Raw genomic sequence first — 14,943 nt, 5'->3', positions numbered from 1 at the left:
GACGAGGGTTCCGTCGATGTCGAAGAGCGCGGCGCGGTCCATGTCGTGGCTCCCCTCGGCTCCGTCCCGACGGAGGGCCCCACACCGATGCCGCTCAGGCTCCCAGGGTGACGAGGGCCGCGATCGCCGGGCCGAAGGCGCCGCCCAGCTGGTAGCAGAGGTTGAACAGGCCGATCGCCGTGGGGCGTTGCGCGTCGGGCGACGCCTGGGTGGCGTGGACCGCGAGGGTGGCCTGCCCCGCGCTCGTGGTGAAGACGGCCAGCGTCGCGACGAGCAGCAGCGGCGGCGCCCACGGGGTCAGCACGGCGGTGAGGGGGGCCAGCGCCCCGACCGTGAGCAGGAGCGTCAGGACCTTGGTGCGGCCCAGCCGGGACGAGGTCGCGGCCAGCAGCATGGAGAGCGCGGAACCGGTGAGGAGGGCGACCAGCTGGCCGGTGCCGATCGTGGCGGTCGACCAGTCGGTACGGTCGCGCAGCAGCTGCGGGACGGTGAAGAGCAGGGTGAAGTACGAGGTCGCGAAGGCGCAGGCGAGCAGGGCGGAGAGGACGAACGCCCGGGTGCGCAGCAGGGCCGTGGGGACGAAGCCCGTGGGGTGGGACCGGACGTGCAGGGCCAGGAGGCCGGCGGTCAGCAGCGAGGCGGCGATCGCCGGGAGCGGGTAGCGGGGGACGAGGACCAGGGCGGTCGCCGTCAGGATCAGCAGGGCGGCGCCCCGTCCGTCGAACGGGGTGGTCTGCCGGGGCGCCGACAGTTCGGCGCGGCGCATGACCGCGGGCAGGGCGAGGAGGGCGACGGCCCCGACGGCGAGGGAGAGCCGCCAGGACGCCACGCCCGCCAGGGCGGAGCCGAGCAGGGGTCCGACCGCGCCCAGGGTCCCGAAGCCCGCCGTGATCACGCCCATGCGGCGGACCGAGCCCGCCAGGCTCATCGCCGCGGTGATGAGGCCCGCACCGCCCATGGCCTGGGCCGCGCGGCCGGCCATGGCCAGGGGCAGCCAGGGCGCCACGGTGAGCACCGCCGTCCCGGCCAGGATCAGCGTGGCGCTCGTCCGGAGTGTGGTGCCCAGGCCGCGGCGGCGCAGCAGGGCCGCCATCAGCGGGGTGCCGACGGCCATGGCCCAGGCGAAGACGGTGACGAGCCAGGTCGCCGTGGCCGTACGGATGCCGAGGGAGCCGGCCATGTCGGGAAGGATCAGGACCGGGCTGTTGGCGCTCGCGGCGACCGGGGTGGCCAGCAACGCCAGCCAGGCGGCGGGGACTTGGCGGGGCGGCGCGTCGGCGGTGGCCGGGGCGGCGGGGCGGGTGCGGGGGAGGTGGCGGGTGAGCAGGGACATGGCAGGCTCCGGAAGGGGTGAGCGGGAGGAGAAGAGGTCGGTCGTGCGCGGTCGGCGTCGAGCCGGAGGTCTCAGACGGTGGTGACGACCTCGTGGTAGGCCAGGCGCGGTGCGCGCGGGTACCAGGCGTCCGCCCCGGGGCGCCCGATGTTGACGACCATCAGGGGCGTGTGGTCGTCGTCCAGGAACTCCTTCCGGACGCCCTCGACGTCGAAGCCGGTCATCGGCCCGGCGGCGAGGCCCGCGGCCCGCACGCCCACGATGAAGTACGCCGCCTGGAGCGTCGCGTTGAGCAGCGCGGACTCCTCGCGGACCGGGCGGTCGGCGAAGAGGGCGTCCTTGGCCTGGGGGAAGTGAGGGAGCAGGGCGGGGAGTTCCTCGTGGAACTCGTTGTCGGCGGCGAGGAGCGCGATCAGCGGTGCGGCGGCGGTCTTGCGCCGGTTCCCCTCGTCCATGAGGCCGACGAGTCGCCCGCGGGCTTCGTCGGAGCGGATCAGGACCACGCGCAGCGGCGCCTGGTTGTAGGCCGTCGGAGCGTACTTGACCAGGTCGTAGATCGCCCGGACCTGGGCTTCGGTCACCGGCTCGGTGGTGAAGGCGTTCGCGGTCCGGGCCTCGCGGAAGAGGAGGTCCTGGGCGGCGGGGTGGAGGGCGAGCGCGGACATGGTGTGCTCCTGTCGTTCAGCCTTGATAATCTCAACGTTGAGATAAAAGCAGCTCGACTCTCTCAGCGTCAAGTGTCTTAACGTTGAGAAGATGTCCATTGAGAGGAGTGGCGGCGATGAGCGATGCCGTGGACGCGATCATCGGCCAGTGGGCCAAGGAGCGCCCCGACGTGGTGGACGACCTCTGGCCGGTGGAACTCTTCGGGCGGATCCAGCGGCTGGCCCGGGTGATCGACAGGTCCGCCAAGGCCGCGGCCGCGGCACACGGGGTCGAGCACGGCGAGTTCGACGTGCTCACCACGCTCCAGCGCTCCGGTCCGCCCTACACGCTCACCGCGGGGGCCTTCATCAAGGCGTCCATGGTGACCTCCGGCGCCATCACCAACCGCATCGACAAGATGGAGGCCAAGGGCCTCGTCGAGCGGGTGCGGGAGGGCGACGACCGGCGCAACGTCAAGATCCGCCTCACCGAGCACGGTCACGAGGTCACCCGGGCCGCGTTCGCCGACCACCTGGCGAACTACGCCCAGCTGCTCGCCGACGTGGACCGCGACGTGATCGACGGCACGGCGGCCGGCCTGCGCCGGGTGCTGGAGACCTTGGGCGACACGGCGATCGAGTGAGGGCGGTCCGACGGGCCGTGGCCGTGGCGCGTCGCGCGCGCCCGGCCACCGCGGATCAGGCGTCGGGCATCCGCCCGGCGTCCCCTCGGGGGAGCGGGGTGCGGTGCAGGTTGATCAGGAGTCGCCAGACGCGGTGCGCGACCCCGGACGGCGAGGCGTCGATGAGGCCGTGCAGCCAGTCGGCGAACACGCCCGCGAACGTCGCGGCCACGGCCGAGGCGACCAGATCGGGCTCCGGGGCGCCGGCCAGGGCGCGCTCGGCGCGGCTGCGGGCCCGCAGGTCCTGGTGGAGGACGAGGCCGAGCGGGCCGCTGCCGCCGGGGCGCAGCAGCTCCCGGTAGAGCGCGGTGTGCGGGGCGACGCGCTCGAAGAAGGTGAGCAGGGCGGGGGGAGGGGACTCGGGGTCGGGTGTGCCGCGCCAGGCGTGCAGGGCGTCCACGGCGTCGCGGACGATGTCGGCGCACGCGTCGACGGCGAGCGCTTCCAGGTCGGCGTAGTGGAGGTAGAAGGTCGCCCGGCCCACGCCCGCCCGGCGGACCAGGGCGGCGACGCTCACCTCGGCCAGGGGTCGCTCGGCGCACTCCTCCAGGAGGGCCCGGCCCAGCTTCGCCCGGGTCCGTGCCGCTCGGGGATCGGCGGGCGCGGGGGTCACCGGGCGAGCAGAACGGCGGCGAGGGCCACGGCCCCGGGAGTGGCCTGGGCCAGGAGGATGCGCCGGTTGGCGGTGAATCCGCCGTACAGGCCGGCGATGACGACGCACGCGAGGAAGAAGACCTGCACGCGGAACCCGGTGGGGTCGTCCGCGACGAGGGACCAGATCAGGCCCGCGGCCAGGAAGCCGTTATAGAGGCCCTGGTTCGCGGCGAGCGGAGCGGTGGCGCGGGCGAGGGCCGGGTCGAAGCCCGAGAGGGCGCGGCCGGGGGCCCGTTCCCACAGGAACATCTCCAGGACCAGGATGTAGCAGTGGAGGGCGGCGACCAGCCCCACCAGCACGTTCGCGGTCGTTTGCATCGGAACCGATCTCCTCGTCTTCCTGGACAGGTGTCCAGAATACATGGACACCTGTCCAGGAGTTATCGGAGCCGCTGCCGAGGCCGCCGGCTCACTTCCCGAGGGCCCGGTAGGCGGCCACGGTCCGCTCCATGGCCTCCTCCGTCGGGGTGGCGACGGCGCCGAGCCGCTCCTCGATGAGGCGGGAGTCGACGACGAACGGCTCGGCGAACTCGTACTGCATCTCGATGAGTTCCCGCACGGTGCGGTTCACCGCGCCCAGCGCGTACAGGGCGAACGTCGGCATCCGGCGCAGCCGGGCGCTGCCGGGCCGGCCGGTGGCCCGGTGCGCCAGGTCGACGAGCTCGCGGGTGCTGCGGGTCCGGGGGTCGTTGGGGAGGTGCCAGACACGGCCCGGGGCGTCGGGGTGGAGCCCCAGGAGCGCGAGGCCCTCTCCGATGTCGGGGACGAAGGTGTACGTGTGCGGCTGGCCGGGATCGCCGAGGACGGTCGCGGTGCGCCCGGCCAGGAGGGCCGGGAAGACCAGGTCGCCCAGGTTGGACTGGGCGCCGCCGCGCGGTCCGAAGTAGTCGGAGGCGCGTCCGATCGCCACCTCCGCGCGGCCGGCCTCGTGCGCGGCGAGCAGCTCCCGGGCCATCCGGCCCCGGAGCCTGCCCTTGCGCGTGGTCGCGGCGTCGGGGGACTCCTCGGTGAAGGCGCGGCCTGCGGGCGGCCCGTAGCTGTAGACGTTGTCCATCGACACCATCCGGGCGCCGTTCGCCTCGGCCGCGGCGAGCACGCCGGCCTGGAGGGCGGGGAACTCCTGCTGCCAGCGGTGGTAGGGCGGGTTGAGCGCCTGGTAGACGACGGCCGCCCCGGCCGCGACGGCCGTGGTGAACGCGGGATCGGCCGCGTCGCCGGCGGCCACCTCGACACCGTCGGGGACGTCGGCGCGTCCGGACCGGTTGACGACCCGGACGGACTCGCCCCGGCGCACCAGCGCCTCGGCGAGGGCCGTGCCCACGGCGCCGGTGCCGAAGATCACGTGACGGGGTGCGGTGGTGTGCTTCATGCGTCGACCTCGTGGAGGGTGTGCGGGCCGGTGGCCCGGCCGGGAGCGGTGGAGGGCAGGAGCCCATGGTGCAGGACGCCGGAGAGGGCGCGGGGGGTGAGTGCGACGTGGCGTCGCGGGTGGTCAGGGCCATGAGGTCGGTCTGGCCGAGCAGGTGCTCGACGACCGCGCGCACCACCGCGACGCGGTCGGGGAAGCAGGTGTGGACGGCGTTCGGCGCGAGCCCCGGTTCGGCGGCGATCCCCCGGATGCTCAGGGCGTCGGCGCCGCCGGCGCCGAGCAGCCGGACCGCCACCGCGACCACGACACCCTGGCGGGACCGCGTCCAGGCGTTCGCCGCCGACCTGCGCCACCGCCTGCTCGCCCACCCCCCTCACCCGCACCGCCCGCGCCGATCGCCGAGCGGGTCGCGGTCCGCCGGCAGCAGCTCCGCGCCGTGCCGGCCGAGCGCTGCCCCCGTACGGCAGAGGCGGCGGACACCCTCGCGCGGTTCGTCTCCGACGAGCAGTACGCGTCGGGGCTCGACCGGTTCTGGACGGCATCGAGGGACGGGCGAAGGCTGATCCAGGGGGCAAGGGGTGAACCCGCCGCCGGGACTTGATGGACTGGCAGGATGAAGATCCTGTCGCCCCGTGTCCTGCGCGCCCTCGAACGGTTCAACGCCACGTACCCGTGGGACCACAACGCCCACTACCACCGCTGGATCCTGCGGCAGCTGCCCCCGCGCTTCCGCCTCGCCCTGGACATCGGGTCCGGCAGCGGTGATCTCGCCAGGCTCCTGGCCGGACGGGCCGACGCGGTGCGGGCCGTCGACGCCGATCCGGCGATCACCGCACGGGCCCGGCAACTGACCCCGTCCACGCTCCCCGTCACCTACGCCGTCGGCGACGCGGCGACCGACCTCCCCGACGGCGCCTACGACGTCATCACGTGCGTCGCCACCGTCCACCACATGCCGTTCGCCCCGACGCTGGCGCGGTGCCGCCACCTTCTGGCGCCCGGAGGAACCCTCGTGATCGTGGGCCTGTCCCGCGCGCGGACCCCGGTCGACCACCTGCTCGGCGCGCTCGCCATCCCGGCCAACGCCGCCCTGGGCTGGCTCAAGAACAAGGGCCGCCCCTCCGCGCGGCCCGTCGCCATGACGGCCCCCACGCGCCCGGCGGACATGACCTTCGACGACATCGCGCGCGAGGCCGGAGGCGTCCTCCCCGGCGTGCGGCTGCGCCGACGGCTCTTCTGGCGCTACACGCTCGTGTGGCAGCGGCCCTGACGGCGGGCGCGGTCGGGACGTCGCGGCAGCGGGGGACGCGCGACGTGAGGGAACCCTCCAATATCCGCCGGTCATCGTTGTGTCGGGCAAGATCACCACGCTCGTCCGCGCGCCCCCAGACTTACGGGAAGGAGCGGCCCGCGCGGCCGCCCGGACCTCGACCGTGACGACATCTGGGGGAACCACACATGACCGAACGCGTCATCGCGCCCAAGAACCGGGGCTTCCTGTTCCTCGACTCCCATCCCGATGGCTGCCGACAGCTCGTGGAAGAGATGTGGGGGGCCGTGACCGCCCCGGCCGCCGCGGGCGGCGAAGGGCCCGTGGCCCTGGTGATCGGCTCGTCCGCCGGATACGGCCTCGCCGCCACGATCGCGGGCCTGGCCCGGGTCGGCATCCGCGGCATCGGCGTGAGCTTCGAGAAGGCGCCGGCCCGGCGCACCGGCACGGCCGGCTGGTACCGCACCGCGGCGACCGCGCGCATCGCCCGGGAGCACGGGCGGGACATGGTCTTCCTCAACGGCGACGCGTTCGGCGACACGATGAAGGAACAGGTCGCCGAGCTCCTCGCCGAGCGGTTCGGGGGGCGGCTCGACTACCTGATCTACTCGGTGGCCGCCCCGCGCCGCACCGACCCGGACACCGGCGACCTGTACGCCTCGGTCCTCAAGCCCGTCGGCTCGCCCCACACCACCCGGACCCTCGTCTTCGACGACCTCGGCGACCCGGAGGTGAAGGAGGTCACCATGGCCCCGGCCGAGGGCGACGACATCGAGCAGACCGTGGCGGTGATGGGCGGCACCGACTGGGAGCGCTGGATCACGTACCTGGCGGACCGCTCCCTGCTCGCCGACGGCTTCACGACCGCGGCCCTGTCGTACATCGGCTCGCCGCTCACCGCGGCGATCTACCGGCAGGGCACCATCGGTGCCGCGAAGGCCCATCTCGAAGCCACGGCACGGACGCTGGACGAGCGCCTGCGCAAGGCCGTGGGCGGCCGGGCCGTCACGTCCGTCAACGCCGCCGCCGTCACCCAGTCCTCCACCGCCATCCCCGGCATCGCCCTGTACGTCGGCCTGCTGCGGGGTGTCCTCGGCGAGGCCATGGTGACGCCGGTCGGGCAACTGGTGGAGCTGTGGGACCGGTTGACCGGCGCCCGCCCCCTCGCCCTCGACGAGGAGGGCCGGGTCCGCCTCGACACCTGGGAACTGGCCACCGACGTGCAGGAAGCCGTCACCGAGCGGTGGGACACCGCGACCGGCGAGACCGTCGCAGGACTCGCCGATCTGGACTGGTTCGGCGACGAGGTCCGCCGCCTCTACGGCTTCTCCGTCCCCGGCGTCGACTACACCGCCCCCGTCGAGACCGACGTCCCCTGGCCCCTCGGCTGAACACCGCTCCTTCCCGTCGCTCCGGCGTGCCGCCGTCCCGTGGGCACGCGGTGTGGAACCGTCGGCCCGCTCGGCACGTCGCAAGGCCATGACTGCGAGAGCGGGGCGGACGACCCTCACCTTCACGCTGGTTGCCGGGGCGCTCATGGGCTGTGCCCAGACGGACGACGGCGCCGAGCGCACCGGGGTCGTCCGGGCGGCACCGTCCGCCCGGACGATGCCGTACGACCTGTACACACACTGCGGGATCGACGAGGCGCTGATCGGCTCGACGTACTTCGAAGCGGAGACCCCGCTGTCCGACGGCTCGGGAAACCCGCCCGAGGGATGGGGAAACCCGAGCCAGCGCGGCTCGATGACCTTGACGTCCGACACGGAGGCGGTCTTCACCGACGACGCCGGGCACGAGGTGAGGTTCCGCGCCCGGCCCGGGGCGCGGGGCTTCAAGCACATCTGCGCGTAGCGGCCCCACCGGGAGGACGCGCCGGCCTTCGATTCGTTCATGTGTTCGGGTCATGGTCTACGCTGGGACCATGACCGCAGCACGACCCGCCCTGCCCGGACTCCAGGCCTCCCTGTTCGACCAGGGGGACGACATCCGGTGCGGACCGCTGGACGGGCTCCGGAGGACACCCCTCGACGCGGGCGCCTGGATCGATCACCTGCCCGGCTGGCTCCACGGCGCCGACGCGCTGTTCGAGGAGCTGGCCGGACGCGTGCCCTGGCGGGCCGAGGAGCGCCCCATGTACGACAACGTCGTCGCCGTACCCCGGCTCCTCGCCCACTACGGCGAGGGCGCCCCCCTCCCGCACCCCGCGCTCGCCGAGGCCCGGGACGCCCTCGGCGCCCACTACGCCGCCGAGCTGGGCGAGCCCTTCGCCACCGCAGGTCTCTGCCTCTACCGCGACGGTCACGACAGCGTCGCCTGGCACGGCGACCGGACCGGGCGCTCCGCCACCCGGGACACGATGGTCGCCATCCTGTCCCTCGGTGACCCCCGCGACCTCGTCTTCCGTCCCCGCTCCGGAGGCCCGACGGCCCTCCGGCTGCCGCTCGGCCACGGCGACCTGGTCGTCATGGGCGGCTCCTGCCAGCGGACGTGGGAGCACGCCGTACCCAAGACGAGCCGCGCCGTCGGCCCCCGCATCAGTGTCCAGTTCCGCCCTCGCGGAGTGCGCTGAGACCTGGTTGCGGCGCCCGACGGCGGCCGGTCGATGCCCTGCGTCGAGGGGGTGCGGCCGCCACCCGGGCCGACCGCACCCCCGTGCCCGTCCTAGTAGCGCAGGTCCTTCTGCTCGGGGATCAGGCGGCCGGCGATGTGCAGATTGCCGTCGGAGTCGAGCACCGCGATGATCTTCTTGGTGGAGCCGTGGTGGGTCGTGAAGTAGATCTTGTCCGCCTCCTGGGAGGAGGAGAAGTTGGTGTTCACGGACAGCTCGATGCTCACCGGGGAGCTGATGAGCACGTCCTTCTTCGGGGAGTTCGGGTACGTCTGGTTCTGCCGCAGCTTGACGCGGCCGTGCGTGTCACCCTCGTCCCAGTCCGACGCCACGCCGAGGTCGATGTCCGCCATGAGATGTCCCCTCCGGTTCCGATGGAAGAACTCTGCGGCCCGGGCGTCACAGAACGTCCCGAACCGAGCCCAGAACCTACGCAGTTCGTTCACACGGCGGCACAGTGTCACGGGAATATGACTGGTTTTCGCGATGCTTCGTCGTGAATTGGTTGCAAGGTGCCGGACCTGGTGAAACGCCCGAAAAGCGTCGTGACACGCCCCCGGGCGAGCGCTAGGCCGTGACTACTCCCGCATCCGGGGGGTAGCAGCGGAACGGCCGGATCCGCGAACCGAAGGAGGAGGGCGATGGTGAACGCCGAGGTCCGCGAGGGCCGTGACGTGGTCGCGGTCATCCTGGAGGACCACCGCAGGATGGAGGACCTGTTCCGCCGGATGCGGAGCGTCGAGGCCGATCGCGCCGCCGCGCTGGAGGACTTCGCGGCGCTGCTCATCGCGCACGGCGAGGCCGAGGAGGCCGAGGTCTACGGGGCGCTCAAGCGCTTCAGGGGCGTCGACGACGACGAGGTCGAGCACGGCACGGAGGAGCACGCCGAGGGCAACAAGGCACTCCTCGCCCTGCTGGAGGTGCAGGACGTGGGCTCGGACGAGTGGGACGCGCGCCTGGAGGACCTCGTCGAGGCGGTGGGTCACCACGTGGACGAGGAGGAGCGGACCATCCTCAACGGAGCCAGGGAGAGCGTCCCCGACGAGCGCCGGGCCGAACTGGGCGACGCGTTCCAGAAGGAGCGCGCGAGGCAGCTGGAGTCCGACTGCGGCACCGTCGAGAACGTGCGGGCGGTCGTCGCCGGCTGAGGCGCGGCCCGGGATCACGACGAAGGGAGAACGCCGTGAAGGACGAGACGAACGAGCAGGAGCGGCGCCGGCACCGCCGTGCCGCCCCCACCACACCGGCGCACGCCGAGGGCGAGAGCGGCGACAAGGAGGCGCGCGAGGAGGCCGAGGCCGCCGTGACGCGCCGAGCCGGTGACACGGACCTGCCGGGGGCGGGCGGTCATCGGGACAAGCGCGAGCGCCCCGGTGTGGGGCGGGAGGAGCAGACACGGGACCGGTCCTGACGGGGGGCTCCCACGGGACGCCGGCACGGATGCCGCGCCCGTGCCCGCGCCTCCTCATCCGTGCACGGCGGCACCGCGGACGCGCCTGGCCGTGTCGCGCAGCCACAGGGCGCTCCGCTTGGGCGTCCGGGTCTGGGTGGCGTAGTCGACGCGCACGAGGCCGAAGCGCTTGTCGTAGCCGTAGGCCCATTCGAAGTTGTCGAGGAGCGACCAGGCGAAGTAGCCGCGCACGTCGGCGCCGAGGGCGCGGGCCTCGGCCACGGCGGCGAGGTGGGCCGCGAGATAGGCCGTGCGGTCGGCGTCGTCGACGTAGCCGTGGGCGTCGGGGACGTCGTCGTACGCCGCGCCGTTCTCCGTGACCACCATCGGCGTGCCGGGGTAGTCGCGCGAGACGCGCAGCAGCAGGTCGGTGAGGTCGTGCGGCATCACCTCCCAGCCGAGGCCGGTGACCGGAAGTCCGCCGTGCGGCAGGTTCCGGGTGACGGGGAGGCCCAGGGCGTCGACGCCGGCGCCGTTCTCGTCCGCCCCCGAGGTGCGCATCGACCGGTAGTAGTTGACGCCCAGGGTGTCGACGGGGCTGCTGATGACGTCCAGATCGCCGTCCTCGACCGGGATCGCGACGCCCCGTGCGGCCAGGTCGTCGACGAGGTCCTCCGGGTACCGGCCGCGCAGGACCGGGTCGAGGTAGAAGCGGAAGCCGAGGGCGTCGGCCCGCCGGGCGGCCTCGTGGTCGGCGGCACTGTCCGTGGCGGGCCTGCTGGTCCCGAGCAGATGGGTGACGGCCACGTCGAGGGGGCGCCGGGCGGCGGAGCGCAGGCGCCGGACCGCGAGGCCGTGGGCGAGGTGCAGGTGGTGCACGGCCCGTACCCCGTCGGCGAAGGAACGCCCGCCGGGGGCGTGGACCCCTTCGACGTGGCCGAGCACGGCCGAGCAGAAGGGTTCGTTGAGGGTGGTCCAGTGGGTGACGCGGTCGCCGAGGCGGTCGTGGACGAGCTCCGCGTAGTCGGCGAACCGGTGGGCCGTGTCGCGAGCGGGCCAGCCGCCGGCGTCCTGGAGCTCCTGGGGCAGGTCCCAGTGGTACAGGGTGAGCCAGGGGGTGATGTCGCGGGCGAGCAGCTCGTCGACCAGACGGTCGTAGAACCCGATTCCGGCCGGGTTGGCGGCACCGCGCCCGCGCGGCTGGACGCGGCTCCAGGAGACCGAGAAGCGGTAGGTGTCGAGGCCGAGTGCGGAGAGGAGCGCGACGTCCTCGGGCATGCGGTGGTAGTGGTCGCAGGCGACGTCGCCGGTGTCGCCGTTGTCGACGGCCCCGGGGACACGGCAGAAGGTGTCCCAGATGGACGGGGTGCGGCCGTCCGCGTCGGCGGCGCCCTCGATCTGGTAGGCGGAGGTGGCGGCGCCGAAGCGGAAGTGCGGGGGGAGGAGGTCGATGAGCGCGTCGTGGTGGGCGGTCATGGGTGCTCCTGGTGGCTGGAGGGGAGGGGGACGCGGGCACGGCCCGGGCGCCTCGCGGGCGTCCGGGCCGTGCTGGGGACGGGGAGGGTCAGGGCAGGCGGTGGTCCGCGTTCAGGACCGCGCCGCGCTCCGGGTGGTACAGGTCGTAGCCGCGCGTGTCGCACTGGAGGCCGCCGACGACGCAGTGGTCCACCAGGGCCTTGAGGGTGCGCTCCTCCCAGGCGTTGAAGAAGTCGTAGTGGAAGGAGTAGCCGCGGCCGCTGGAGAGCCGGACCTGCGACATGTCGCCGTTGACCGGGAAGGCCATCTTGAACTCGATCATCGGCAGGGCGACCGGGTGGGAGGCCGGACACATGTTGTCGTTGGTGCCGGGCTTGACCACCGGGTACGCCATGTGGCTCTTGTGGTCGGGGGTGTCGAGGTACAGGCCGTTCCAGCAACTGGGGGCCTGGAAGCGGATGTTCAGCTGGACGTCGGGCCGGCTCGGACAGCTCGCCGGGAAGTCGACGTTGAAGAAGCTGTCACCGCACTCCCAGCCCTCGACGAAGCCCTTGTGGCCGCGGAACTCCTGGGCGCTCTGCGCCGGGCTGCCGACGACGAACCGCAGCCCCTTGGGGAAGGGACGGACGCTCGTGTAGTCGGTGACGCCCGACTTGTAGTAGATGACCTGGGGTCCGACGGGGAGGATCTTCTGGTCGCCCTTGTACAGCGAGGGCATCCAGTACGCCGAGGAGTCGTCGGGCGCGTTGCAGGTGGTCGCCCCGCCCGTCAGGGACGCGGTGGTGGAGTGGGCGTTCGTGGACGTGTTGCCCATGAACGTGTGGTCGTGCGACGCGCCCGGCCGGCCCGGGTAGACGATCGGGTCGTCCGGCGCGGTGTGCGTGACGGAGCAGTTGGCCTGGAACTCGTGGTGGTACGCGGGCGCCGGTGTCCTGTCGGACGGCGTCACACCGGTGACCTGCGGGACGGCCGGTATGTAGCCGTCCCCGTCGGGGTCGTCGGCCGAGGGCAGGGCGGAGGCGCCCATGACGTGCGCGCCGGCGGAGCTGCCCGCCGCGTGTCCGGCGTGGGCGGACGCCGGTGCCGGGGTCTTCCCGTCGGCCGCCGCGCTGTAGGTGCCGACGGTCAGGGCGGAGGTGCCCAGGGCGGCGGCGAGCAGTAAGGCGGACAGGGTCCTGCCGCGGATTCTCATCCTGATCTCCTCGTTCTCCTCGGGATGGGGTCAGCTGTTGATGCCGAGCTCGTGGAGCGAGTAGCCCCAGCCGGTGCCGCGCGCGGTGAGCTGGAGCCGGACGTACCGTGCGGTGGCACCGGTCTCGATGGTGTCGACGTCGCCGTTGCCGCTGGTGGTGGTGTGGACGGTCCGCCAGGTCGTGCCGTCGTCGGAGACCTGGACCTCGTAGGCGCGGGCGTACGCCGGGTCCCACACCAGCTGCAGCCGGTTGAACGTGCGGACCGAGCCGAGGTCGACCCGGATCCACTGCGGGTCGCTCCAGTCGCTGGCCCAGCGCGTGGTGCCGTTGCCGTCCGTGGCGTTGGCGGCGGGGCAGGGGCAGTCGCCGTAGGAGGCCTGGAAGGAGGAGGCGGTGGTGGGCCTGCCCAGGGCGATGTTGGTCCCGGCGACCGGCGGGGCGACGACCCTGACGGACTTGGTCTCGATGCCGGCGTTGCCGCGGCCGTCCTCGGCCTGCACGTACACCTTCCACACGCCGAGCTTCTCGGGCGCGGTGACGGCGAAGGTGCCGTTGCCGAGGGAGCGGTACTGCGCGTCGACGAGGCGCTTGTCGCCGTTGGCGTAGTTGCCGCTCAGGTAGATCTTGGTGGTGACGGGGTCGCCGTCGGGATCGCGGACGTCGGCGTGGACGGTGAACTCCCCTCCGGCCGGGGCGGATCCGGCGGGCGTGACCGTCATGCCGCTGATGACGGGCGGAGTGTTGTCGCCCGTGGCGGAGCCGGTGTACGCCTTCTTGAGGGCGTAGTACGAGAGGCGCTTCAGCCCGTCGGGCAGGAGGTTGAACCAGACGCCGCCGAAGTCGTGCTCGACGCCGTAGTGGAAGACGGTCGCTCCGAGGGCGACGCCCTGGTGGCCGGTGACGCAGTTCCAGGCCTTGGTGTATCCGTCGGCCTTCTGGACGTCGGTGGGCTCGTCGGGAACGCCGTTGGCGTCCTTCGGGGTCTCCCACTCGCCGGCGGGCCCGGTCTCGGTGATGATGTACGGCTTGGTGTAGCCGCCTTCCACCCAGTCCTCGCGGACCCCGCAGATGTCGCCGTACGCGTTCATCGAGTACAGGTCCAGGTCCGGGGCGTTGCGCTTGTAGTAGGGCCAGGCTCCGGTCCACGCGTCCGTGGAGGTGACGGGGTGGTCCGGGTCGATCGCGTGGATCCTCTTGGCGACGTCGTTGACGAAGGTCGTGTACGCGTTGCGCTGGGCCTCCAGCTCGGTGCCGCCGTAGCAGTTCTGCAGACCGAGGACGGACTCGTTGCCGACGTTCCACATGAGGGTGGCCGGGTGGGACTTGTACGTGTCGACCCACTTCGCGAACTCGTTGAGCGCGTTGTCCTTGTACGCGGCGTCCGTCACGTAGTTCACGCAGCCGCCGGAGCCCGGGCCGCCGCCCGGCTGCAGCCAGAAGCCGTTGATCACCTTGACGCCGTGGGCGGCCGCCGCGTCGAGCAGGGGTTTGCTGGAGGCGTCCGTTCCCCAGGTACGGACGGTGTTGACGCCCATCGACTTCACGTCGGGCATGTAGCGGGAGGCGTCCGCCATGGCGGGACCCCAGGTGACGCCCTTGACGGTGTACGGCTGCCCGCCCACCGTCAGCCGCCAGGCGCCCTGGGAGCCGCTCACGCGGACGGCGCCGCCGGGCTCGGGCTGCGTGGACCCGCCGCCGTACACCCGGAACTCCCACAGGGAGTAGCCGTATCCGGTCCCCCGGGTGATCCCCTGGAGGCGGACGTAGCGTCCGGTGCCGGTGACCGCCAGCTCGTCGGTGCCCCCGTCGCCGGCGGTCACGGACGTGACGGTGCGCCAGTCGCTGCCGTTGTCGGACAGCTGGATGTCGTACGCCTTGCCGTAGGCGCCCTCCCAGTTCAGGACGACGCGGCTGATGTCCGCGCTGCTGCCCAGGTCGACCTGGATCCACTGGGCGTCGCTCCACTGGCTCGCCCAGCGGGTTCCGGTGAGATCGCCGTCGAACGCGGCGGAGGCGCCCCAGGCGGCACCCTCGGTCGAGGAGGCGGTGGCGGTCTTCCCCTGGGAGAGGAGGGTCTCGGCGGCGGTGGCCCGCGGCGCGGTGAGGAGGGTGACGGAGGTGGCCAGCAGGGCACCCAGGGAGACGAGTGAGCCGGTCGTGCGAGCGCGGGCGAACCTTCGCGAGGGTGGGGTGGTGGTCGCGGTCATGGGGGCTCCTGGACGGAGGACGGGGGAGGGAGGGGATCGCCTTCCGGGCGGCGCGACGGGACGGGAGCGCCGCCCGGAAGGGGTGGGGAGGGCCGGGACGCGCCGGTGCGGGG

General features: G+C 73.0%; 16 protein-coding genes. 7 read left to right on the top strand and 9 right to left on the bottom strand.

Annotation, left to right across the window (positions count from 1 at the left end):
* Positions 1 to 94: 94 nt before the first annotated feature.
* Both ABTY59_RS24510 and ABTY59_RS24505 read right to left on the bottom strand, forming a co-directional pair.
* The gene (locus ABTY59_RS24510; RefSeq protein ID WP_352021153.1) at positions 95 to 1,333 is read right to left on the bottom strand and encodes an MFS transporter; all 1,239 of its coding nucleotides are present in this window, start codon (positions 1,331 to 1,333) and stop codon (positions 95 to 97) included.
* A gap of 71 nt (positions 1,334 to 1,404) precedes the next feature.
* Positions 1,405 to 1,998: a malonic semialdehyde reductase gene (locus tag ABTY59_RS24505; RefSeq protein WP_352021152.1), complete on the bottom strand. Its 594-nt coding sequence runs from the start codon at positions 1,996 to 1,998 to the stop codon at positions 1,405 to 1,407.
* Positions 1,999 to 2,114: 116 nt separating this feature from the next.
* Between ABTY59_RS24505 and ABTY59_RS24500 the strand changes: the two genes are divergently transcribed.
* A complete protein-coding gene (locus ABTY59_RS24500) occupies positions 2,115 to 2,621 on the top strand; it encodes a MarR family winged helix-turn-helix transcriptional regulator (RefSeq protein WP_352021151.1) in 507 nt (168 codons plus the stop codon).
* Positions 2,622 to 2,676: 55 nt separating this feature from the next.
* Here the strand turns inward: ABTY59_RS24500 and ABTY59_RS24495 are convergent, their stop codons facing one another.
* The 3 genes from ABTY59_RS24495 to ABTY59_RS24485 all read right to left on the bottom strand — a co-directional run bounded on the left by ABTY59_RS24495 (position 2,677) and on the right by ABTY59_RS24485 (position 4,683).
* The gene (locus ABTY59_RS24495; RefSeq protein WP_352021150.1) at positions 2,677 to 3,273 is read right to left on the bottom strand and encodes a TetR/AcrR family transcriptional regulator; all 597 of its coding nucleotides are present in this window, start codon (positions 3,271 to 3,273) and stop codon (positions 2,677 to 2,679) included.
* The gene (locus tag ABTY59_RS24490) at positions 3,270 to 3,632 is read right to left on the bottom strand and encodes a DUF1304 domain-containing protein (RefSeq protein WP_352021149.1); all 363 of its coding nucleotides are present in this window, start codon (positions 3,630 to 3,632) and stop codon (positions 3,270 to 3,272) included. Before ABTY59_RS24490 ends, ABTY59_RS24495 begins: the two co-directional genes overlap by 4 nt.
* Before the next feature lie 91 nt (positions 3,633 to 3,723).
* A complete protein-coding gene (locus ABTY59_RS24485; RefSeq protein WP_352021148.1) occupies positions 3,724 to 4,683 on the bottom strand; it encodes an NAD-dependent epimerase/dehydratase family protein in 960 nt (319 codons plus the stop codon).
* 613 nt (positions 4,684 to 5,296) lie between these two features.
* Between ABTY59_RS24485 and ABTY59_RS24480 the strand changes: the two genes are divergently transcribed.
* From ABTY59_RS24480 to ABTY59_RS24465, 4 genes are all read left to right on the top strand, one after another.
* Complete coding sequence (locus tag ABTY59_RS24480; RefSeq protein WP_352021147.1) at positions 5,297 to 5,953, top strand: class I SAM-dependent methyltransferase; 657 nt, start codon at positions 5,297 to 5,299, stop codon at positions 5,951 to 5,953.
* Positions 5,954 to 6,141: 188 nt separating this feature from the next.
* Positions 6,142 to 7,344 carry an enoyl-[acyl-carrier-protein] reductase FabV gene (fabV, locus tag ABTY59_RS24475; protein ID WP_352021146.1) on the top strand — a complete coding sequence of 401 codons (1,203 nt, stop codon included), beginning with the start codon at positions 6,142 to 6,144 and terminating at the stop codon, positions 7,342 to 7,344.
* Positions 7,345 to 7,432: 88 nt separating this feature from the next.
* On the top strand, positions 7,433 to 7,807 hold the full coding sequence (locus ABTY59_RS24470; RefSeq protein ID WP_352021145.1) for a hypothetical protein: 375 nt from the start codon (positions 7,433 to 7,435) through the stop codon (positions 7,805 to 7,807).
* Between the two features lie 70 nt (positions 7,808 to 7,877).
* The gene (locus ABTY59_RS24465; protein ID WP_352021144.1) at positions 7,878 to 8,525 is read left to right on the top strand and encodes an alpha-ketoglutarate-dependent dioxygenase AlkB family protein; all 648 of its coding nucleotides are present in this window, start codon (positions 7,878 to 7,880) and stop codon (positions 8,523 to 8,525) included.
* A 92-nt stretch (positions 8,526 to 8,617) separates the two neighbouring features.
* Here ABTY59_RS24465 and ABTY59_RS24460 read toward each other — a convergent pair whose 3' ends face one another.
* Positions 8,618 to 8,917, bottom strand: a complete 300-nt coding sequence (locus ABTY59_RS24460) for a DUF6342 family protein (RefSeq protein ID WP_352021143.1) — start codon at positions 8,915 to 8,917, stop codon at positions 8,618 to 8,620.
* Between the two features lie 288 nt (positions 8,918 to 9,205).
* On the opposite strand from ABTY59_RS24460, the gene ABTY59_RS24455 reads away from it, so the two are divergent.
* Both ABTY59_RS24455 and ABTY59_RS24450 read left to right on the top strand, forming a co-directional pair.
* Positions 9,206 to 9,712 (top strand): hemerythrin domain-containing protein, encoded by a 507-nt coding sequence (locus ABTY59_RS24455; RefSeq protein WP_352021142.1) that lies wholly within the window; start codon positions 9,206 to 9,208, stop codon positions 9,710 to 9,712.
* Positions 9,713 to 9,747: 35 nt separating this feature from the next.
* On the top strand, positions 9,748 to 9,975 hold the full coding sequence (locus tag ABTY59_RS24450; RefSeq protein ID WP_352021141.1) for a hypothetical protein: 228 nt from the start codon (positions 9,748 to 9,750) through the stop codon (positions 9,973 to 9,975).
* A 54-nt stretch (positions 9,976 to 10,029) separates the two neighbouring features.
* Here ABTY59_RS24450 and ABTY59_RS24445 read toward each other — a convergent pair whose 3' ends face one another.
* The 3 genes from ABTY59_RS24445 to ABTY59_RS24435 all read right to left on the bottom strand — a co-directional run bounded on the left by ABTY59_RS24445 (position 10,030) and on the right by ABTY59_RS24435 (position 14,830).
* Entirely contained in the window at positions 10,030 to 11,430 is a 1,401-nt protein-coding gene (locus tag ABTY59_RS24445; RefSeq protein ID WP_352021140.1) for a GH1 family beta-glucosidase, read from the bottom strand.
* An 88-nt stretch (positions 11,431 to 11,518) separates the two neighbouring features.
* Positions 11,519 to 12,622 carry a DUF1996 domain-containing protein gene (locus tag ABTY59_RS24440; RefSeq protein ID WP_352021139.1) on the bottom strand — a complete coding sequence of 368 codons (1,104 nt, stop codon included), beginning with the start codon at positions 12,620 to 12,622 and terminating at the stop codon, positions 11,519 to 11,521.
* A gap of 30 nt (positions 12,623 to 12,652) precedes the next feature.
* A complete protein-coding gene (locus ABTY59_RS24435) occupies positions 12,653 to 14,830 on the bottom strand; it encodes a discoidin domain-containing protein (RefSeq protein WP_352021138.1) in 2,178 nt (725 codons plus the stop codon).
* Between the last annotated feature and the right edge of the window lie 113 nt (positions 14,831 to 14,943).

This window comes from Streptomyces sp. NPDC096079 (genome assembly GCF_040303145.1).
Taxonomy (GTDB): Bacteria; Actinomycetota; Actinomycetes; order Streptomycetales; family Streptomycetaceae; genus Streptomyces.
Note: the sequence above shows the minus strand (reverse complement) of the source record. Positions and strands in the feature narration are given on the sequence as shown.